Source organism: Streptomyces brevispora (assembly GCF_007829885.1).
GTDB lineage: Bacteria > Actinomycetota > Actinomycetes > Streptomycetales > Streptomycetaceae > Streptomyces > Streptomyces brevispora.
Genome location: NZ_VIWW01000002.1, coordinates 189758 through 208356 on the forward strand (window position 1 = coordinate 189758; position 18599 = coordinate 208356).

Annotated in this window: 16 protein-coding genes and 1 pseudogene; 8 read left to right on the forward strand and 9 right to left on the reverse strand. The window is 69.8% G+C overall.

The genetic code is table 11. From position 1 onward, the window contains the following. Positions 1 to 39 precede the first annotated feature (39 nt). From FHX80_RS30315 to FHX80_RS30340, 6 genes are all read left to right on the forward strand, one after another. Positions 40 to 1125 carry an ABC transporter substrate-binding protein gene (locus FHX80_RS30315; RefSeq protein ID WP_145767687.1) on the forward strand — a complete coding sequence of 362 codons (1086 nt, stop codon included), beginning with the start codon at positions 40 to 42 and terminating at the stop codon, positions 1123 to 1125. 194 nt (positions 1126 to 1319) lie between these two features. Beyond that, complete coding sequence (locus tag FHX80_RS30320; RefSeq protein ID WP_145767689.1) at positions 1320 to 2972, forward strand: sugar ABC transporter ATP-binding protein; 1653 nt, start codon at positions 1320 to 1322, stop codon at positions 2970 to 2972. Further along, positions 2969 to 3943 carry an ABC transporter permease gene (locus tag FHX80_RS30325; RefSeq protein ID WP_145767691.1) on the forward strand — a complete coding sequence of 325 codons (975 nt, stop codon included), beginning with the start codon at positions 2969 to 2971 and terminating at the stop codon, positions 3941 to 3943. The genes FHX80_RS30320 and FHX80_RS30325 overlap by 4 nt, the downstream gene beginning before the upstream one ends. After that, complete coding sequence (locus tag FHX80_RS30330; protein ID WP_145767693.1) at positions 3940 to 5001, forward strand: ABC transporter permease; 1062 nt, start codon at positions 3940 to 3942, stop codon at positions 4999 to 5001. Before FHX80_RS30325 ends, FHX80_RS30330 begins: the two co-directional genes overlap by 4 nt. Positions 5002 to 5115: 114 nt before the next feature. Continuing rightward, the gene (locus FHX80_RS30335) at positions 5116 to 6129 is read left to right on the forward strand and encodes a LacI family DNA-binding transcriptional regulator (RefSeq protein ID WP_145767694.1); all 1014 of its coding nucleotides are present in this window, start codon (positions 5116 to 5118) and stop codon (positions 6127 to 6129) included. A gap of 168 nt (positions 6130 to 6297) precedes the next feature. Next, the gene (locus FHX80_RS30340; protein ID WP_145767696.1) at positions 6298 to 7371 is read left to right on the forward strand and encodes an aldose epimerase family protein; all 1074 of its coding nucleotides are present in this window, start codon (positions 6298 to 6300) and stop codon (positions 7369 to 7371) included. A 78-nt stretch (positions 7372 to 7449) separates the two neighbouring features. On the opposite strand, the gene FHX80_RS30345 is transcribed toward FHX80_RS30340, so the two are convergent. Both FHX80_RS30345 and FHX80_RS30350 read right to left on the reverse strand, forming a co-directional pair. Then, positions 7450 to 10470 (reverse strand): carbohydrate binding domain-containing protein, encoded by a 3021-nt coding sequence (locus FHX80_RS30345; RefSeq protein WP_145767698.1) that lies wholly within the window; start codon positions 10468 to 10470, stop codon positions 7450 to 7452. A gap of 518 nt (positions 10471 to 10988) precedes the next feature. Further along, positions 10989 to 11657 (reverse strand): DUF305 domain-containing protein, encoded by a 669-nt coding sequence (locus FHX80_RS30350; protein ID WP_145767699.1) that lies wholly within the window; start codon positions 11655 to 11657, stop codon positions 10989 to 10991. Positions 11658 to 11832: 175 nt separating this feature from the next. Here FHX80_RS30350 and FHX80_RS30355 point away from each other — a divergent pair, with 175 nt between their 5' ends. Continuing rightward, positions 11833 to 13323: an LVIVD repeat-containing protein gene (locus FHX80_RS30355; protein ID WP_145767701.1), complete on the forward strand. Its 1491-nt coding sequence runs from the start codon at positions 11833 to 11835 to the stop codon at positions 13321 to 13323. Positions 13324 to 13629: 306 nt separating this feature from the next. Here the strand turns inward: FHX80_RS30355 and FHX80_RS36145 are convergent. The 7 genes and pseudogenes from FHX80_RS36145 to FHX80_RS30390 all read right to left on the reverse strand — a co-directional run bounded on the left by FHX80_RS36145 (position 13630) and on the right by FHX80_RS30390 (position 17895). Then, a pseudogene (locus tag FHX80_RS36145) lies at positions 13630 to 13853 on the reverse strand (hypothetical protein). A 113-nt stretch (positions 13854 to 13966) separates the two neighbouring features. Next, entirely contained in the window at positions 13967 to 14146 is a 180-nt protein-coding gene (locus FHX80_RS30365; RefSeq protein WP_145767703.1) for a hypothetical protein, read from the reverse strand. A gap of 70 nt (positions 14147 to 14216) precedes the next feature. Next, entirely contained in the window at positions 14217 to 14918 is a 702-nt protein-coding gene (locus FHX80_RS30370) for an HAD family hydrolase (RefSeq protein ID WP_145767705.1), read from the reverse strand. A gap of 47 nt (positions 14919 to 14965) precedes the next feature. Further along, positions 14966 to 15661 (reverse strand): phosphatase PAP2 family protein, encoded by a 696-nt coding sequence (locus FHX80_RS30375; RefSeq protein ID WP_145767706.1) that lies wholly within the window; start codon positions 15659 to 15661, stop codon positions 14966 to 14968. Positions 15662 to 15751: 90 nt separating this feature from the next. Beyond that, entirely contained in the window at positions 15752 to 16687 is a 936-nt protein-coding gene (locus FHX80_RS30380; protein ID WP_145767707.1) for a M56 family metallopeptidase, read from the reverse strand. A gap of 86 nt (positions 16688 to 16773) precedes the next feature. Continuing rightward, the gene (locus tag FHX80_RS30385; protein ID WP_145767709.1) at positions 16774 to 17364 is read right to left on the reverse strand and encodes a DUF5134 domain-containing protein; all 591 of its coding nucleotides are present in this window, start codon (positions 17362 to 17364) and stop codon (positions 16774 to 16776) included. A 144-nt stretch (positions 17365 to 17508) separates the two neighbouring features. Beyond that, positions 17509 to 17895: a VOC family protein gene (locus FHX80_RS30390; RefSeq protein ID WP_145767711.1), complete on the reverse strand. Its 387-nt coding sequence runs from the start codon at positions 17893 to 17895 to the stop codon at positions 17509 to 17511. 141 nt (positions 17896 to 18036) lie between these two features. On the opposite strand from FHX80_RS30390, the gene FHX80_RS30395 reads away from it, so the two are divergent. Further along, on the forward strand, positions 18037 to 18594 hold the full coding sequence (locus FHX80_RS30395) for a GNAT family N-acetyltransferase (RefSeq protein WP_145767713.1): 558 nt from the start codon (positions 18037 to 18039) through the stop codon (positions 18592 to 18594). Positions 18595 to 18599: the final 5 nt, after the last annotated feature.

Here is an 18599-nt window from a genome sequence, read left to right on the forward strand (position 1 = left end):
CCGTCGGTGTGCCGTCATCCCGCCAAGGAGCTCCCGCGCATGATGATCCAGCGCCGAACCCGTACCCTCGCCGTGGCCTGTCTCCTCGCCGCCACCGCCACGCTGGCCGCCTCCGGCTGTTCCAAGTCGGAGGGCTCCGACAACGCGTCCGCTGACAGCAGCCAGGGCGCCCAGGCGGCCAAGTCCCCTGAGACCTCGTCCGGTTCCGGCTGCTCGCTGCAGACCTACGGGTCGCCGAAGCTGGACCTGAAGGACGCGGTGGTCGGCTTCTCCCAGTCGGAGAAGGAGGCCAACCCGTTCCGGATCGCCGAGACCCAGTCCATCAAGGACGAGGCCAAGAAGGTCGGCGTCAAGAAGCTGCTCACCACCAACGCCCAGTCGCAGCTGTCCAAGCAGATCAGCGACATCCAGGACATGCTGTCCCAGGGCGCCCAGTTCCTCATCGTCGCCCCGCTGAACTCCGACGGCCTGGAGCCGGCGCTGAAGGCCGCCGCCGCCAAGAAGGTCCCGGTCCTCACCATCGACCGCAAGCTCAACTCCACCGCGTGCAAGGACTATGTGGCCTTCCTCGGCTCCGACTTCGTCGAGCAGGGCAAGCGTGCGGCCGACGCGATGATCAAGACGACCAGCGGCAAGGGCAAGGTCGCCATCCTCCTCGGTGCCTCGGGCAACAACGTCACCACCGACCGCACCAAGGGCTTCGTCGACCAGCTCAAGGCCAAGGCGCCCGGCCTGGAGATCGTCGCCCAGCAGACCGGCGAGTTCGCCCGCGACAAGGGCCAGCAGGTCATGGAGCAGCTCATCCAGTCCAAGCCCGACATCACCGCCGTCTACGCGGAGAACGACGAGATGGGTCTCGGCGCGGTCACCGCGCTGAAGGCGGCCGGCAAGAAGCCCGGCAAGGACGTCAAGATCGTCTCCGTCGACGGCACCCGCAACGCCGTTCAGGCCCTGGTCAACGGCGAGTACAACGCCGTCATCGAGTCGAACCCGCGCTTCGGCCCGCTGGCCTTCGCGACCGCCCAGAAGTTCTACGGCGGCGAGGAGATCCCGGAGAACGTCATCATCTCCGACCGCGCCTACGACGAGACCAACGCCAAGGCCTCGCTCGGCGGCGCGTTCTGACTGTGACCGGCCCCATCTGCCCGTAGTACCCGCAGGGATGCCACCGGGACGGGCGGGGCGCGTACCGATCCGTACGCGCCCCGCCCCCCCGCCCGCACCGGCACCCGGCGGCTGAACCGCCGCCACGACGCTCCCACCCGTCGCGGCGGCCACCGGGCCCACACCCTTGGAAGAGCGGAAGGCCAAGACCAGCCATGGCACCACCCGAAGCAGTACCGCAGCCGCCGGAGCCGGGCGCCGCCGCGAAGGAGGCACCCGTGCCGGCCGCCGCGGAGGAGATCACCGCACCGGCCGGCGCCGTCCTCGAAGCCCGCTCGGTTAGCAAGCGTTTCCCGGGCGTCGTCGCCCTCGACGACGTCACCTTCTCCCTGCGCGCCGGGGAGACCCACGCACTGGTGGGCGAGAACGGAGCCGGCAAGTCCACCCTGATCAAGGTGCTGACCGGTGTGTACCAGCCCGACGAGGGCGAGCTGCGGCTGACCGGACAACAGGTGTCCTTCGCCCGGCCGTTCGAGGCGCAACAGGCCGGTATCTCCACGATCTACCAGGAGGTGAACCTCGTCCCGCTGATGAGCGTGGCGCGCAACATCTTCCTGGGACGTGAGCCGAAGAACCGTTTCGGCCTGATCGACTTCGGCCGTATGCACCGCGAGACCACCGAACTGCTCGACGGCTTCGGCGTACGCGTCGACCCGAAGCGGCCCCTGCACACCCTGGGCATCGGCACCCAGCAGATGGTCGCCCTCGCCCGCGCCGTCTCGGTCAACGCCCAGGTCGTCATCATGGACGAACCCACCTCCTCGCTGGAACCGCGCGAGGTCGAGACCCTCTTCCGGGTCATCGAGGACCTGCGCGAACGCGGCATCGCGGTGCTCTACGTCAGCCACCGCATGGATGAGCTCTACCGGATCTGCGACCGCGTCACCGTGCTCCGCGACGGCCGCCACATCCACACCGGCGACCTCGCCGACCTCGACCGCATGCAACTCGTCTCGATGATGCTCGGCCGTGACATGGCGGAGGTCAGCCGCTCCGGCCTCACCAGCTTCGGCCCCGAGGGCCACGACGCCGCGCGCACCCCGGTGCTCACCGCGACCGGCCTTTCCCGCAACCACCAACTCCACCACATATCACTGTCGTTGTACGCCGGTGAGGTGCTCGGCCTCGGCGGTCTCCTCGGCTCGGGCCGCAGTGAGACCGCGAAGGCCCTGGCCGGTGCGCTGAGCCTGGACTCCGGTGAGATCGGGGTCGGCGGACGCACCCTGCGCAGGCTCACCTCCGCCGGCGCCATCCGGGCCGGCATCAGCCTGCTGCCCGAGGACCGCAAGGCCGAGGGCATCGTCCCCGGCCTCTCGGTCCGCGAGAACATCGTGCTGGCCGCGATGCCGCGGCTCTCCCGCGCCGGTGTCGTCTCCCGCGCCAGGCAGGACCGCATCGTCGACATCTTCATGAAGCGGCTGCGGATCAAGGCGGCGAGCCCCGAGCAGAAGGTCGGCGAGCTCTCCGGCGGCAACCAGCAGAAGGTACTGCTGGCCCGCTGGCTCTGTCTGGAGCCCAAGGTCCTGCTGCTCGACGAGCCCACCCGCGGCATCGACGTCGGCGCCAAGGCCGAGGTCCAGAGCCTCATCGACGACCTCGCCCGCGAGGGCCTCGCCGTCCTGCTCATCTCCTCCGACATCGAGGAACTCATCGAGGGCGCCGACCGCATCGTCGTCCTGCGCGGCGGCGCGGTCGCGGGCGAACTGGCGGGCGACGAGGTGGCCGAGAGCCATCTGCTCGAAGTGCTCGCCGACCACTCACCGGCGCCCGCAGGGAAGGCCCCGGCCGCTCAGGAGGACCCCCGATGACCCAGGCCACGCTCTCCACACCCGCCGCCCGCCCCCTGGCGCGGCTGCGCGACCCCGCCTGGTACCAGGAGTACGGCGTGTACCTCGCCGTCGCGGTGGTGCTCCTCTTCAACGCGCTGTTCACCGAACACTTCATGACCGCGGACAACCTTCGCACCCAGCTCGTCCAGGTCGCCCCCATCGTCATCGTCGCCCTGGGCATGGCCCTGGTGATCGGCACCGAGGGCGTCGACCTCTCCGTCGGCTCGACCATGGCGGTGGCCGCCGCGCTCCTGCCGCTCTACCTCGGGTACGGGCTGGTGCCCGCGCTCGTCATGGCGCTGCTGGCCGGTGCGCTCGTCGGAGCGGTCAACGGCACGCTGGTCTCCCTCGTCGGGCTCCAGCCGATCGTCGCCACACTCGCGCTGTTCGTCGGCGGCCGCGGCCTGGCCCTGGTCATGGCGGACGGTCAGCTCAAGCAGATCGTCAACCCCGACCTGCTCTCGCTCGGCACCGGATCCTTCCTCGGCATCCCGCTGGTCGTGCTCATCGCCGCGGTCCTCGCGGTCGCCGTCGCCTTCCTGGTCCAGCGCACCACCTTCGGCCGCCAGGTCGTCGCCATCGGCGGCAACCGGTCCGCCGCCTCCCTCGCCGGACTGCCCGTACGCCGGGTACTGATCGGTGTGTACATGCTCTGCGGAGTGCTGGCCGCACTGGCCGGCATCCTCGCCACCGCCAGGCTCACCGCCAGCGACCCCTCCTCTCTGGGCACCCTCATGGAGCTCTCCGCCATCACGGCGGTCGTGGTCGGCGGCACCCCGCTCAACGGCGGTTCCATCCGCGTACTCGGCACGGTCGCGGGTGCCCTGCTGATGCAGCTGCTGCGCGCCACCCTCGTCAAGCACGACCTGCCCGACTCCACCGCACAGATCGCCCAGGCGGCCATCATCATCGCCGCCGTCTACGTCGCCCGGGAGCGTCGGTCCCGATGAACGAAACCTCACCCGCCCCGGTGGCCCAGGCCCCGGCGCCGCGCAAGACCCCCGCAGCGGCCGGCGGCGGCGCGCCCCGCCCCGTGACCGGCGCCCCACCCCCGCTCGGGCAACGGCTCGCCGAACTCCTCCAGCGCCAGGGCGTGCTCGCGGTCCTGCTCACGGTCGTGATCGTCGCGTCCTTCATCTACCCGACGTTCGCCACCCTGGACAACGCCCGCGGCGTGACCGTACAGGCGTCGTTCCTCGCCGTGGTGGCCCTCGGCATGACCATGGTCATCATCACCGGCGGCATCGACCTGTCCGTCGGATCCGTCTTCGCGCTGGGCGGCGTCCTCGCCGCCTGGGCCTCGCAATGGGGCTTCCTGGCCGCGCTGTTCGTACCACTCGTGGTGTGCGGTGCGATCGGACTGCTCAACGGCTTCCTGGTCGCCCGCGCCGGGATGGCACCGTTCATCGTCACGCTCGCCACCCTGCTGGGGGCCCGCGGCATACTCCTCGCCTTCACCGACGAGGGGGCCACCACCTACCTGGTCCCCAAGGGTTCGGCCTTCGCCGAGCTCGGGCAGGGCAGCGTCCGGGGCTTCGGCTACCCGATCCTGATCGCCCTCGTGCTGTTCGGCATCGGCGGGCTGGTGCTGCAGCGCACCTCGTTCGGACAGACGCTCTTCGCGGTGGGCGGCAGCAGCGACGCGGCCACCCTGATGGGCCTGCCCGTGGCCCGTACCAAGGTCCTGGTCTACGCGCTCAGCGGACTGCTGGCCGGACTTGCCGGCGCGCTCAACGCGGCCAGGCTGTCGTCCGGGGTCACCATCGTCGGCGTGGGCATGGAACTCGACGCGATCTCCGCCGTCGTCATCGGCGGCACGCTCCTGATCGGCGGCGCCGGATCGATCAGCGGAACGCTCTGGGGCGTACTGCTGCTCGCCGTCATCCAGAATCTGATCAACCAGATCGGCTCGCTGAATTCCTCGTACCAGTCGGTGGTCAGCGGGGGGTTCCTTATCGTTGTCGTCGTGGCACAGCGCTACCTGGCGCGCAGCCGCAGAACCACTTGAACCCGTACCACTTGAACCCGTGCCGGGGCCGCGGTCCCGGCACGGGGCGAGCCGAACCGGGGCAGAGCCGGGCCACTGCGCTTCAACGCGCGTCAAGTCGATTCAGGGAGTGCCGTGGGCGTCAGCCTCAAGGACGTTGCGCAACGGGCGGGCGTATCCATCAAGACCGTGTCGAACGTGGTGAACAACTATCAGCACGTCACACCGAAGATGCGCGCCAAGGTGCAGCAGGCCATCGACGAGCTCGGCTACCGTCCGAACCTCACCGCCCGGCATCTGCGCAAGGGCCGCACGGGCATCATCGCCCTCGCCGTCCCCGAGTTCGGCAACCCGTACTTCGCGGAACTGGCCGGTGAGGTCGTCGACGCGGCCGCCCGGCACGACTACACCGTGCTGGTCGACCACACCGGCGGTCTGCGGGAGAAGGAGCTCCTGGTCAGCCAGGGATTCCGGTCCCATGTGATCGACGGCCTCATCCTCAGCCCCATCCATCTGGAGACCGAGGACCTGATGGCGCGCACCGAGACCGCCCCACTGGTGCTGCTGGGCGAGCGCGAGTACGAGGCCCCGTACGACCACATCGCCATCGACAACGTGGCGGCCTCCCGCGAGGCCGTGCGCCATCTCATCGATCAGGGGAACCGGCGGATCGCCTTCCTCGGCTCACGCACCGGCCGCGAACGGCAGCCGGCCCATCTCCGGCTGCGCGGCTGGCGTGAGGAGCTCGCCGCCGAGGGCATCACCCCCGACGAGTCGCTGGTCGTGGTCACCGACGGCTACGGCCGCGAGGACGGGGCCACGGCGATGGCGGCCCTCCTGGACCGCGGGGAGCAGCCCGACGCCGTGTTCGCGTACAACGACCTCATCGCCATCGGGGCGATGCGCACCCTCTCCGAACGTGGCCTGCGCATTCCCGAGGACGTCGCCGTCGTCGGGTTCGACGACATCGAGGAGAGCCTCTACGGAGCCACCACCCTGACCACGGTCGCTCCGGACAAGAAGGCCATCGCCCGGCTCGCCGTCGACAGCCTCGTCGAACGCCTCTCCGGCGACCCGGTGCCCGCACCCCGGCGGCCCCGGCCCGGCTACCGGCTCATCGTCCGGGAATCCACCGCCCCCCGGCCCTAGAAAATGCCCGGACCGCGCCGGACTCCGCGAGCCCGGCACGGTCCGGACGAAGACCGCCAGGGCCCGTCGTCGAACCGCGGTCCGCCCCGCGCGGCGCCCGGCACACCCGCTCCGGCCGTACCCGCCCAGCCCGGCCGTCCGCTCGTCCGCTCGTCCCAAGGATCTCTGATGCCTCGCCCCACCGTGAACCGCAATCCGTTCGGCGCCCATGGGAACACGGACGTCGATGTCTGGACGCTCGATTCCGGCGCCGGAGTCCGGGCCGAGATCCTCACCTACGGCGGCATCCTGCACCGCCTCACCGTGCCGGACACCGCCGGAGCCCCCGCGTCCGTCGTCCGGTCGCTGCCGGGCCTGGACGACTACACGGGCGGCAACCCGTTCTTCGGCGCTCTCATCGGCCGCTTCGCCAACCGCATCGCGTACGGCCGGTTCACCCTCGACGAGGCGGAGTACCAGGTCCCCGCCACCGACCGGGGGCACGCCCTGCACGGCGGGCCCGGCGGCTTCCACACCCGTGTCTGGCAGGCGGCCGGGGAGGCCACCGACGCGGCCGCGACGCTCCGACTCACCCTGCACAGCGCCGACGGCGACATGGGATTTCCCGGAGCGCTGGACGTCACCGTCACCTACGCCCTCGACGCGGCGGGCACGCTGGCCCTCGACTACACCGCGACCACGGACCGCCCCACCGTCGTCAACCTCACCAACCACGCCTACTTCGACCTCGCCGCACAGGGCGACATCCGCGGCCACACGCTCCAGGTGGACGCCGACAGCTACCTTCCCGTCGACGAGGACGGCATCCCCGAGGGCCCGGCCACGACGGTGCACGCCACCCCGTTCGACCTCACCGCCCCGTGCACCGTCGGGGAACGGATCGCGCTCCCCGACGAGCAACTGCGCAGGGCGGGCGGCTTCGACCACTGCTGGATCCTCCGCGCTCCCGGGACGGGACTGCGCCGGGCCGCCCGTCTCACCGCCCCCGGGGCCGGCCGGATCATGGAGGTGTGGACCACCGAACCCGGCATCCAGGTCTACACCGCCAACCAGCTCGACGGCACCCTCGCCGCCCCCGGCGGCGGGCGCCACGACCGCCACAGCGCCGTCTGCCTGGAGACCCAGCACCTGCCCGACTCGCCCAACCGGCCGGACCACCCCGGCACCGTCCTGCGCCCGGACGAAGTCTTCCGCAGCCGGACCGAGTTCAGGTTCCCGCACCTCGCCGCCGTCACGGGCTGAGCCCCCGGCCGCGCCCATGAAACGGCCCGGCCCGCGGATGTCGCACACTCCGCGGGCCGGGCCTCCTGGCATGCCGTGCTACTTCAGGTACGGACCCGCAGCCCCGACCTTCCCCGGAGCGGCGTTGCGGCCGCCGAGGTCCAGGACGTAGACCCGCATGTTGCCCTTGCCGGGGGCCGCCACGGTCAGCCTGCCGTTCGCCACCACCTGGGTGTCACCGGTGACGGCGTCCTTGTAGGTGCCGTTGGGGACACCGGTGTACGTGGCCGCGCCGGTGACCGTCACCAGGGCGAAGCTGTCCACTCCGCTGGCGGCGTCGGTATAGCGCCGCTTGTACGCCATTCCCCCGGTGATGCCCTCGGTGGAGTACTGGCCCATCTGCAGGGCCGGCACCGCACGGCGGATGTCGTTGAGCCGCTGGACATGCTTGACCAGGGGCTTGCTCAGCGTGTTCGCGACCTCGCCGGTGGCCGACGAGACCTTGCCGAAGTCGGACGCCTCGACCGTGCCCGCGAGACGGTCGCCGTAGTAGGCGCGGCCGGTGGTCGCCAGCGGGCAGCTGGGCCCGCAGTCGATCTTCTTGCCGGCCTGGAACTCAACCTCCGATCCGTAGTACAGGGTCGGGATGCCGCGGAACGTCCACATCAGGGCCATGTTCTCGGCCCAGGCGTCGGTGCCGCCCGCATAGCGCTCACCGCTCTTGTTGGGACCGTAGTCGTGGCTGTCCACGTAGACGACGTTGTACGTGGCGTCGTTGTAACTGTCGTCCGAGTCCTTGCCGTTGTTGTACGCGTTGTTGGCATCCCCGAAGTTCATGTGCATCCGCATGTCGATGACGTTCATGCCGGAGAACTTGCTGTGGTCGGGCGTGTGATAGGCGTTCCCGTCCAGGAAGGAGTTGGTGGACGTCGGCTGCGCCCCGGTGCCCAGCTTCTCCTCGTGGTCGTACATCTCCAGTGCGGCCTTGGTGTCGTCGGCGTCGTACTCCTTGCGCTCCTTCCACGTGAAGAACTGCGCGGAGTGGTTGACCGATCCGCGGTTCCACTTGTCGTTGACGAACGCGCCCACCTCACCGAAGACGAAGAAGTTCTTCGCCGCCTCCGCGCCGAACTGCTGGGTGACGCGCTCCTGGATCGCCGGCAGGAACCGGCGGTTCCAGGTGGTGCGCGGAATGTGAACGGCGGTGTCGATGCGGAAGCCGTCGACGCCCATGTCGATGTACTTGTTGTACGCCCCGATCAGGTAGTTCTGGACGGGTGCCGACTCGGTGTTGAAGTCGGCCAGGTCGTCGTGCAGCCAGCAGGAGCGAGAGTCCTCGCCCTCCCAGTTCCCCAGCCAGCAGTTGTGGTAGTACGCCTTCGGGAACATGCCGGAAGTGGGGTTCGGCCACTGGCAGTTGTAGATCCTGTAGCCCTCCGGGGAGGTGTACTGCGTGGGCTTGCCCCAGTCCACGCAGGTGTTGCCGGCCGGCTCCTCGGTGGACCACAGGTCACCGTTGTAGTACGACTTGCCGGTCTTGGGATCGATCGTCAGACCGTCGTACGCGAAACCTTCCTTCTTCTCGTCGTAGTACCAGCTCCATTGGCTGTCCCGGACCCCGTAGACGGTCGGCGTGTACAGGCCCTTGGCGCCCCAGCGCGAGGAGTGGTTGTAGACGACGTCCTGGTAGATCTTCATGCCCTTGGCGTGCGCGGCGTTTATCAGGTCCTGGTACGAGGCGCCCGCCGATTCGAGCCGGGGGTCGACCTTGTAGAAGTCGTAGCCGTGATAGCCGTGGTAATCGTAGTCGGACCGGTTCAGGACCACCGGAGTGATCCAGATCGCGGAGAACCCGAGCCCCTTGACGTAGTCGAGCTTGTTGACCAGGCCCTTGAAGTCCCCGCGGAACATCGGGTCGTTATTGGCGGCGTTGCCGGACTTCACATCCTGGTTGCCGCCTCTGTTGTTGCTCGCGTCCCCGTCGTTGAAGCGGGCGGTGAGGACGAAGTAGATCGGGTCCTTGCGCGGGTCGGTGCCCAGCGGCTTGCCCGTTGCCGGAGCCGTGGGCCTGGTCCCCGTGGTCGCCTTGGCGGCGGTCGAGGGCGCAGAGGTGTTGCCCGCCGCGTCGACCGCCCTGACGGTATAGCTGTATGCCGTCTTCTCCTCCAGGCCCGCATCGGAGAAGACGGTCGAGCCGACATCGCTCACCATCGTGCCCTTGCTGCCCCCGGTACGGGTGACCTGGTATTTCGTCACTCCCCGGTTGTCGCTGGACGGTTCCCAGGTGAGGACGACCGATACGCCGTCCGCGTCGGCCTTCACGGCGGTCGGGACGGTGGGTGCCTCGGTGTCCGGCGGTTCGGCGACGCACGGGTCCGCGGCGTCCTTGGTGACCTTCCGGTCCTTGACCGTGGTGACGCCCGCCGGGATGAGATAGTCGCTGCCGTTGTTGTTGTCCCAGACCCCGTTGCCGTTGTTGAACGCGGCCTGCATCTCCGTGGCGGCGCCGAGGTCGACCGAGCGCTTCACCCATCCGGTGCAGGCCGCTTCCATGCCGACGCCCGGCACGGTGGTCCAGGAGCCGCCGGTGGGCCGGTAGTGCAGGTTGGTGGTGCTCCAGCCGACGGTCGTGGTCGAGTAGTAGACCGTCGCGTTGTTCCCCGTACCGGGCGAGGGGCCCGGGTCGGTCCCGGTTCCGGCGCACGGGTCGCTGTGCGCCACCACGCCGTCCTTGACGGTGATGGTGCCGGTCCCCAGCGCGTAGTTCTTCCCGGAGTTGTTGTCCCAGATCCCTGATCCGTTGTTGAAGGTGGCGGCCAGTCCCGATGAACTGCCCAGCGAAACGGTCTTCTTGACCCAGTCCGTGCACGCGGCCTCCATGCGCACGCCGGGCACGGCGGTCCAGGAGCCGCCGTCGGGCGCGTAGTGAAGGTTGTACGCGGACCAGTCACGGGTCTTGGTGTAGTAGAAGACCGTTGCCGTGTTCTCCGCGGCCGCCACGGGTACGGCGGATGACGGTCCCGCCGGGTCCGGTGCGGCGGTGAGCAGGCCCAGCAGTCCGGCAGCGGCCGCGGCGGCTGCGAGGGGGCGTCTGAGCCGCAGGTGAGGGGAGCGTTTCATTCGTCTCTCCAGGAGGGAGTGCGACGACCTCCCGGCCGCCGCAGCCGACAACGCGGTGCTCATCGAGCGGCCGCGGGTCCCGCCGGAGAACCCGGACGCGCCTCGGGGTTCGGGCGAGCAGTGCAATCGACAGCAAGAACTATCTGAATTTTTCTGCAATCTTTTGCGGTCAGGAAGTTACCGGGGCATGACAGGTTCGTAAAGAGCCCGGACGGCGCCGGTTGTCCGGGCTCCTGCGGCGATCGGCGACGCTCGTCCGGGGACCGACCACCTGCCCCGACGCTCAAGAAGTTCGACCGGGCGGAGGCGGAACCGCCTTCGACCGGGCGGAGGCGGAACCGCAGCCCGATGCTCCGGAACGGCGTCCCGCCTGCGGTACATCGGGCGGCAGGGGATGCGTCACCAGAGCCTGGGCGACGCAGATCCCGCAGGGGCCGCAACGGGCGACGGCGACGCGTTGCACGGCGCACCTTTCCCCCCGAGGGACCCGGTGGGGGAGAGGTGCGCCGCGTGATTCGTCAGGAGGAGAGCGCGCGCATCCGGCCGATCTCGGCGGTCTGCTGGGCGATGACGTCGTCGGCCATCTCCTCGACCTGGACGTTGTTCCCCTCCGACAGCACCGCGGTCGCCATGGTGACCGCACCCTGGTGGTGGGTGATCATCCGCTTGAGGAACAGCTGATCGAAGGCCGTGCCCTTCGCGGCGCGGAGCTGTTTCAGCTGGCCGGCGGTGGCCATACCGGGCATCGCGCCGTGGTCGTGGCCGTCGGCCTGCTCCGGCCGGCCGTGGCGGCTGAGCCAGCCCCTCATCGCGCCGATCTCGGGCTGCTGGGCCGCGGTGATGCGCTCGGCGATCCGCTTGACCGCGGCCGAGCCGGAACGCGAGGGGACCAGTTGGGTCAGTACCAGCGCCTGGGCGTGGTGCTGGATCATCAGCCGAACGTAGCGCACGTCCGCCGAGTTGGGGGTGTCCACCCCGGCCTCCTTCGCGGCCTGTGAAGCCGACAGCGTACGCGCGGGCTCCCCCGGCTTCCCGGGAGCCACGACCGAACCACCCCCGCCCGCACGGTCCTTCGAGCCGTTGGCACCGCCGCCCCCGTCGCAGCCGGCCGAGGCGAGCACGGCGGCGCTGACGACGACGATGAGGGCGAATCCGCGGAACCGCCGGACCTGACGACAAATCAACAAAGCAACCTCCGTTGACACATGGGTGGTTGCGCTCTGTCCTAGCACGTCAACACACAGCTGCGATCAGAAACTTTCATTACGTCTCTGTTGCCATCTGTTGGTGTGCCCGTGAGAAGGACGATACTGCCGGGGTCCGTGAACCGGTCAACTACATTCGGATCCAAGGGAGGACGCAGTGACCTCGTTGCACACCACCCCGGTGCGGCGCAGACGTCTGGGCGTGGCGGCTGCCGCCGCCGGGCTCTTCGCGACTCTGCTGATGGCCGGACCCGCGGCCGCGACACCCGACCCAGGTGACTCGACCGCAATCCGAACCGACGCTTCCACACGCCAAGAGGCGGAGGCGACCGCCGCGATCAGGAGCGGGGAGATACCCGGCGTGGACGAGATCGTCCACAGCCGCAACATCACCCACCTCGCCAACGTCCCGAAGGACGCGCTCCAGGGGCTGAACACGGACCTGGCGTTCCAGGGGAAGTACGCCTTCGCCGGGAACTACGACGGCTTCAGAATCTTCGACATCAGCAATCCGAAGTCGCCGAAGACGGTTGCCCAGGTCCTGTGCCCCGGATCGCAGAACGACATCTCCGTCTCCGGGAACCTGCTCTTCCTGTCCACCGACTCCTCGCGCAGCGACAACTCGTGCTCGAGTACCACACAGCCCGCCACGGAGAAGTCCTCCTGGGAGGGCATGAAGGTCTTCGACATCAGCGACAAGCGCAATCCGAAGTACGTCGCCGCCGTCGAGACCGCGTGCGGATCGCACACCCACACGCTCGTCCCCGAGCGCAAGAACGTATACGTGTACGTCTCCTCGTACTCACCGAGTGAGGCGTTCCCGGACTGCCAGCCCCCGCACGACGGGATCTCCATCATCAAGGTGCCGCGCCAGGCACCCGAGGAGTCCCGCGTCGTGAACTTCCCGGTGCTCTTCCCGGACGGCGGAAACCCGGGCGCGCCCACGAACCCGGGCGTTTCCAGGACCACCGGCTGCCACGACATCACCGTGCTGCCGTCCAAGGACCTGGCTGCCGGTGCATGCATGGGTGACGGTCTGCTGTTCTCCATCAAGGACCCGGAGCACCCGAAGATCATCGACCGGGTGCAGGACAACGTGAACTTCGCGTTCTGGCACTCGGCGACGTTCAACCAGCGAGCGGACAAGGTCGTTTTCACCGATGAGCTCGGCGGCGGTGGAGCGGCGACCTGCAACGAGGAGATCGGCCCGAAGCGCGGCGCCGACGGCATCTACGACATCGTCGGCAGGGGTGACCATCGCAAGCTGGTCTTCCGCAGCTACTTCAAGATCGACCGTCCGCAGGCCGACACCGAGGTCTGCGTCGCCCACAACGGTTCGATCATCCCGGTCAAGGGCCGTGACCTGATGGTTCAGGCCTGGTACCAGGGCGGAGTCTCGGTGTGGGACTTCACCGACTCCTCGAAGCCGAAGGAGATCGGCTTCTTCGAGCGCGGTCCCGTCAGCACGGACCAGGTCACCACGGCCGGCCCGTGGTCGGCGTACTACTACAACGGCTACATCTACTCCAACGACATCGCCAAGGGCTTCGACGTCCTGAGGATCGACGACCGGCGCACCGATCCGGCGAAGCGGGTGCGGACGGACGAGCTCAATGTCCAGACGCAGCCGGACTACTTCGACCGCTGAGCAGACGGACCGGACTGCCGTTGGGCCGTACGGCCTGATGGTGCCGACCGCCGTTGGGCCGTACGGCCCCGTGGCCCGGCTGCCGCACCGGTCCCGCAGGGGTCCCTCACCTTGCGGGACCGGTGTTCACCCGGGAGCCGTACTTCACCCGCGTGACGGTTCATTGACCGCTGGGCCGCACCGGGACATGCTGTACACCCGCGTAGACCGGAGGCGGACCGTCAGGAGCCGCGCGCTCCGCGGGACCCGGTCCACCGGGGCGACCGCTGGTTCCGGCGACGCAGGGGATCGCCGGAATCAGACGTCTCAGGCCGCCTCGTACCGGTGCGCCCGAGCGCCCCGCCACTCGACCCACTCGGGCTTGTCCAGGATCCGCTCGGGTCGTCGAGCCCCGCACCCTCCAGGAACACGATCACATCGTGGTCGGAGTGCGCGAGGCCGAGTATCTGGACCCGCCCGTCACGCTGCACGGTGACGCGTCGCCCGCCCGAGGGGGACGGACGGAAGATCACGATCGGGGGAGAAGTCATGCCTCCAGGGTGCGACGCGCCGACGGTCGCCGCACAGCGAACCGGAAACCGGACGCGGAGCAGATCGTGGAGAGGTACGGAGGGCGAAAGGGGGTCGCCCGACCGGGCAGCGGTCAGGCGGCGGACCTGGCGCCGCCGCCCGTGGCGGCGGCCCACTCGACCAGCAACCGCTGGTACTCCTCCTCGTCCTCCGGCGACAGACGTCCGCCCGAGCGCTGCCACAGTTCGCGAATGTCTTCATTCACCACTGCGGCGGAACGCACGGAGCCGGACGGGCACGGAGTCGGGGGCATACCTACCAGGCTAAGGCCACGATGTGACAATCCGACCCATTGGGCGCAAGGGACATCTCTCACATGTTCGTCAGGCAACCTCGGGCACCAATCCGAGCTCCCGTAGTCCGTGCGGCCGCTCGGCCAGCGGTGCGTGCTTCACGAACCGCACCTCACAGCCCAGTGCGGCGGCTCCGCCGTCCGCGTGCCGGCTGTCGCCGACCATCACCACATCTGTCGGATGCTGTCCCAGAAGTGTGCAGGCGGTGCGGAAGAGTCGTGCGTCCGGCTTCTGGATGCCGTGCTCGAAGGACAGCACATAGGCGTCGACGAAGGCGTCCAGGCCGTGCGCCCGGAAGACCGGCCGCAGATCCCATCCGATGTTGCTGACCACTCCGATCCGGATGCCGCTGTCGGCCAGTGCGCCCAGCACCTCGGCCGCGTCCGGATACGGGGCCCAGGCCGCCGGGGTCCGGTGCCGTTCGTACAGCGCGTCGTACAGCCCGGGGTCCGGCAGTGCGACCTGGCGGGCCAGACCGGTGTACGCGACCCGGTGCAGGTGCGCGCTCTCGTCACGGGAGGCCCAGGCCTCGGCCAGGGTCTCCGGGACCCGCGGCGCAGTGGGCCCGCCCGGTAGTGCGCAGGCGGCCTCCAGCTCCGTTGCGTACCGGTCGAAGGCGGCCTCGTCCACGCTCAACCCCAGCTCGGCCAAGGCCGCGGCGAGCCAGGACCGGACGGACTCGATCCGGAACAGCGTTCCGGAGAAGTCGAAGAGCACACCCTTGATCTGCATGGCCTCGATCCTCTCCAACGCGCCGACGACGCGGCAAGGGCGACTTTTCAGTCGCCGGGCAAAGGCCGCCCACGCGACTCGTACCGTTCGAATCCGGCCACCGCGAACGCGACCAGTGCGGCCCCCAGCAGCCACCCGCCCAGCACATCGGACGGCCAGTGCACGCCCAGGTAGAGCCGGGTCGCACCGACCCCGAGCACCGAGACCCAGGCCGCCGCCAGAGCCGCCCGCCACATCCGGGGTCCGGTGCCGTGCCGCCGCAGCAGCCACAGCAGCAGTCCGCAGCTCACCACGGCCGTCATCGCGTGCCCGGAGGGGAACGCCGCGTAGTGGGCGGAGTCCACCGGGTCCGGCCACCGGGGACGCTCCCGGCCGACAGCGGCCTTGATTGCCTGCTGGAGCAGGCTGGAGGCCAACGTCGTCGCAGCGACCCAGCCCGCGAGCAGCCGGGCGCCGCGCCACCACAGGGCCACCACGGCAACGGCGATCAGCGCGCGCATTGTCCAGGGGTCCCACAGCCAGTCCGTCAGCACCCGGTTGACGTGGACGAGGCCGGGCTCCGTCACCGCCCGCCGGTGCAGGGCGTCGGAGACCGTACGGTCCAGGTCCATCAGCGGGGACCACCGCACGGCGACCAGGACCAGCAGCACCAGGGCGAGGGCCGCACAGACAGTCCCGGTCCGCAGGGCCTGCCGAGAGGAGCGGGTGTGGTTCGGACGGGAGAGGAGCGTGGAGTGATGCATGGAAGGATCCTCGCCGACGAAGGGTGTGCCGGGCCATCCCGGTACCCCGTTTCCGGGCGGGGCGTCCCGTTGTCCCCCGGCTCTGTCCCGCTAACCCAGGGCGCTGAGCGCCGGAACGACCGCGACCAGCAGCGGAATCGCCGGTACGAGCGCGGCCGCCGCGGTCAGCCGCAGCCGGCGGCCCGCGGTGAGGCGCCCCGCGGGCGCCAGCAGCCGGCTGACCCGAAGCGGCACCGACGCGTCCGGTGTCGGGCATGGGCCGAACACACCCCGGTCCTCGTTGAGTTCGACCAGCGCCAGGGCGATCGTCAGCCGGCCGAAGCGTCGTGAGGCCACATCGTCGGCGGCCAGCTCCACGAGCCGGTGCATCTCACCGCGGAAGGCCGCGAACACCGGCACCTGCGGAAACCCGGATGCCAGCGCGGCGGAGCAGTTCAGCAGCCAGTCGTGGCGCGCGTTCGCATGACCCTGCTCATGCGCGAGCACCGCATCCAGCTGACGGCCCTTCAGCCTTCCCAGCGCCGCTGTGGTGATGACCAGTTGGGGCGCCGCACCCGGCAGCCACCAGGCATCGGGGCGTTCCCCCTCCAGCACCACCAGCCGTTGACTTCCGGGCTCCTCGCCGGGCATCAGCGGGGAACGAACCAGGAGTTCGGCACGGCGCTGCCTGCGCCGCAGCTGCGCCCGGTGGATCTCCCGGGTCAGCATCGCGGCCGTCCACACACCGCCGAGAGCCAGCAGTACGGCCATCACCGCCGACCACGGTCCGTATGCCGCGAGGGCATACGCGTCGACGACAGCGTGCGGCGCGGGTGCGAAGACCTGGCCGCGCACCGCCTGCCAGGCCGCGGCCGCGCTGAACGTCATGGACAGTCCGAACGAGAGCAGCACACCGGCCACCACGCACTGCCACACCCACAGCGCCACAACGGGCTCGCGCTCCGGCCATTCGGCCCGCGCCATCAGCCGCGGGGTCACGACAGCGGCCAGTGCACCGAGCAGCAGCAGCGCGAGGGAGACCAACATGGCGTCAGCCTATGAGGGGTACGGCACACACGGGTATGGCTGCGCTCGCCAAGTGACGTACGCCACGGTTTGCCCGGCCCGCTCCCTCAAAGAGTGAGCAGCATCGCGAACATCGATATCCCCATGGTCAGCCGGCAGGCCAGCGCCAGCTCCGGCAGCATGGTCCAGCCCGTCGCCGGCGCTCCGCCCGTCGCGGGCCCGCCACTGGTCGCCGTCGCGGCCACCGGGATCAGCCGGGCGCCCGAGCGCAGTACGTAGACGGCGTAGTAGGCGAGGAGGAGTCCGGTCAGCAGCGGTACGCCCCCGGCCGCGGCCATGGCGTGCGATCCATGACCGCCGTGCGCCGCGCCGCCCGGCCCCGCCATCGCGACGGCCATGTAGACCATCGCCGAGGAACCGACCAGATGATGCAGATGGTGACCGCTGCGGCGGGAGAACCAGAGGGCGCGCAACGCGGCGACGCAGAACAGCGCCGCGTACACGGCCCATCCCCACGCGGGCGGGGCGAAGACGGCCGCGGGCACCGCCATCGCGGCCATGCCGAAGCCCATCAGGGCCTCCGCCCGCGCCGTCCTGCGCTCCTCCGCTGTCCCGCTGCGGGTACGCAGCAGGCAGTACGCACCGGTCAGCGCGCACAACGCCATCAGCAGCCAGCCGGACATCGCCTGTCCATGCACAGCAGACCTCCCCCGGGCGAACGACATCGCCGTTGCCTAGTCGATGCCCGGGGCAGGACACCCGTACGCGGCGCACTGGGGTACTGGGGGAGCGCGCGGCGGGGGTGCAATGGCGACGTGGCCCGGTGGGAGCGGCCCCGGACGTCAGGGCCGGAAGCGCAGTGGGTGGTCCCCCGGCACCTCGACGACGGCGATGCGGACCCCGTCCGGATCGGAGATCCACATCTCGTCGAGTCCCCAGGGCTCACGCCGAGGTGCCCGCAGGACCTCCACCCCGTGGGCCGACACCTCCTCGTACGCCGCCCGCACATCAGCCACCTGGAGCCACAGCAGCAGCCCGGGAGCCGGTGGCGCGTCGCCGCGTCCAGAGAGTTCGAGGAAGCCGCCGCCCAGGAAGTAGACCGTCCCCCGCTCGGGACCGGTGCCGAATTCCCGGTAGACCGGCAGTCCGAGGGACTCCCCGTAGAACGCACGTGACCGTTCGGGATCCGTGGGGCGCAGCAGGATCCGGCTGCTCAGCACATGAACCATGATCCGGAGCGTAGTGCCGCGAGCCAGGCCTTTCGTCCGGATCATGCCGGGCTCGCAGGGTCCCGGCGCGAGGACCTCGACTCCTGACGAGGGAGTTACTCTGCAGCGGCACGGCCACAGCAGAGAAACGGAGAGCCCCTCATGAACACCGCCCCGCCCCGGGACTCGGGAGAGCTGACCTTCCGAGACGCGACCGACGCAGATGTGCTCGCGCTCGTCGAGCTGATCCAGTCCGCGTACCGCGGTGACTCCAGCCGCGCCGGATGGACCACCGAGGCAGACATCCTGCAGGGGCAGCGCATCGACCCGCAGGGGGTCCGCGCGGTCGTGGAGGCCCCCGGCAGCCGGCTGCTCGTGGTGGAGCGCGACGGTGAACCGGTCGCCTGCTGCCAGCTCGAGCACCGGGGTGAGGCCGCCTACTTCGGCATGTTCGCGGTCCGCCCCTCGCTCCAGGGCGGGGGACTAGGCAAGGTGATCATCGCCGAGGCCGAGCGCACGGTACGGGAGAGCTGGGGGGCGCGGGAGATGCACATGACCGTGATCTCGGTCCGGCACGACCTGATCGCCTGGTACGAGCGGCGCGGCTACCGCCGCACGGGAGAGCTGAGCCCGTTCCCGTACGGCGATGAGCGCTTCGGTGTTCCGCAGCGCGACGATCTCGCCTTCGAGCTGCTGGTCAAGGACCTGTCGACGGGCTGAGCAGT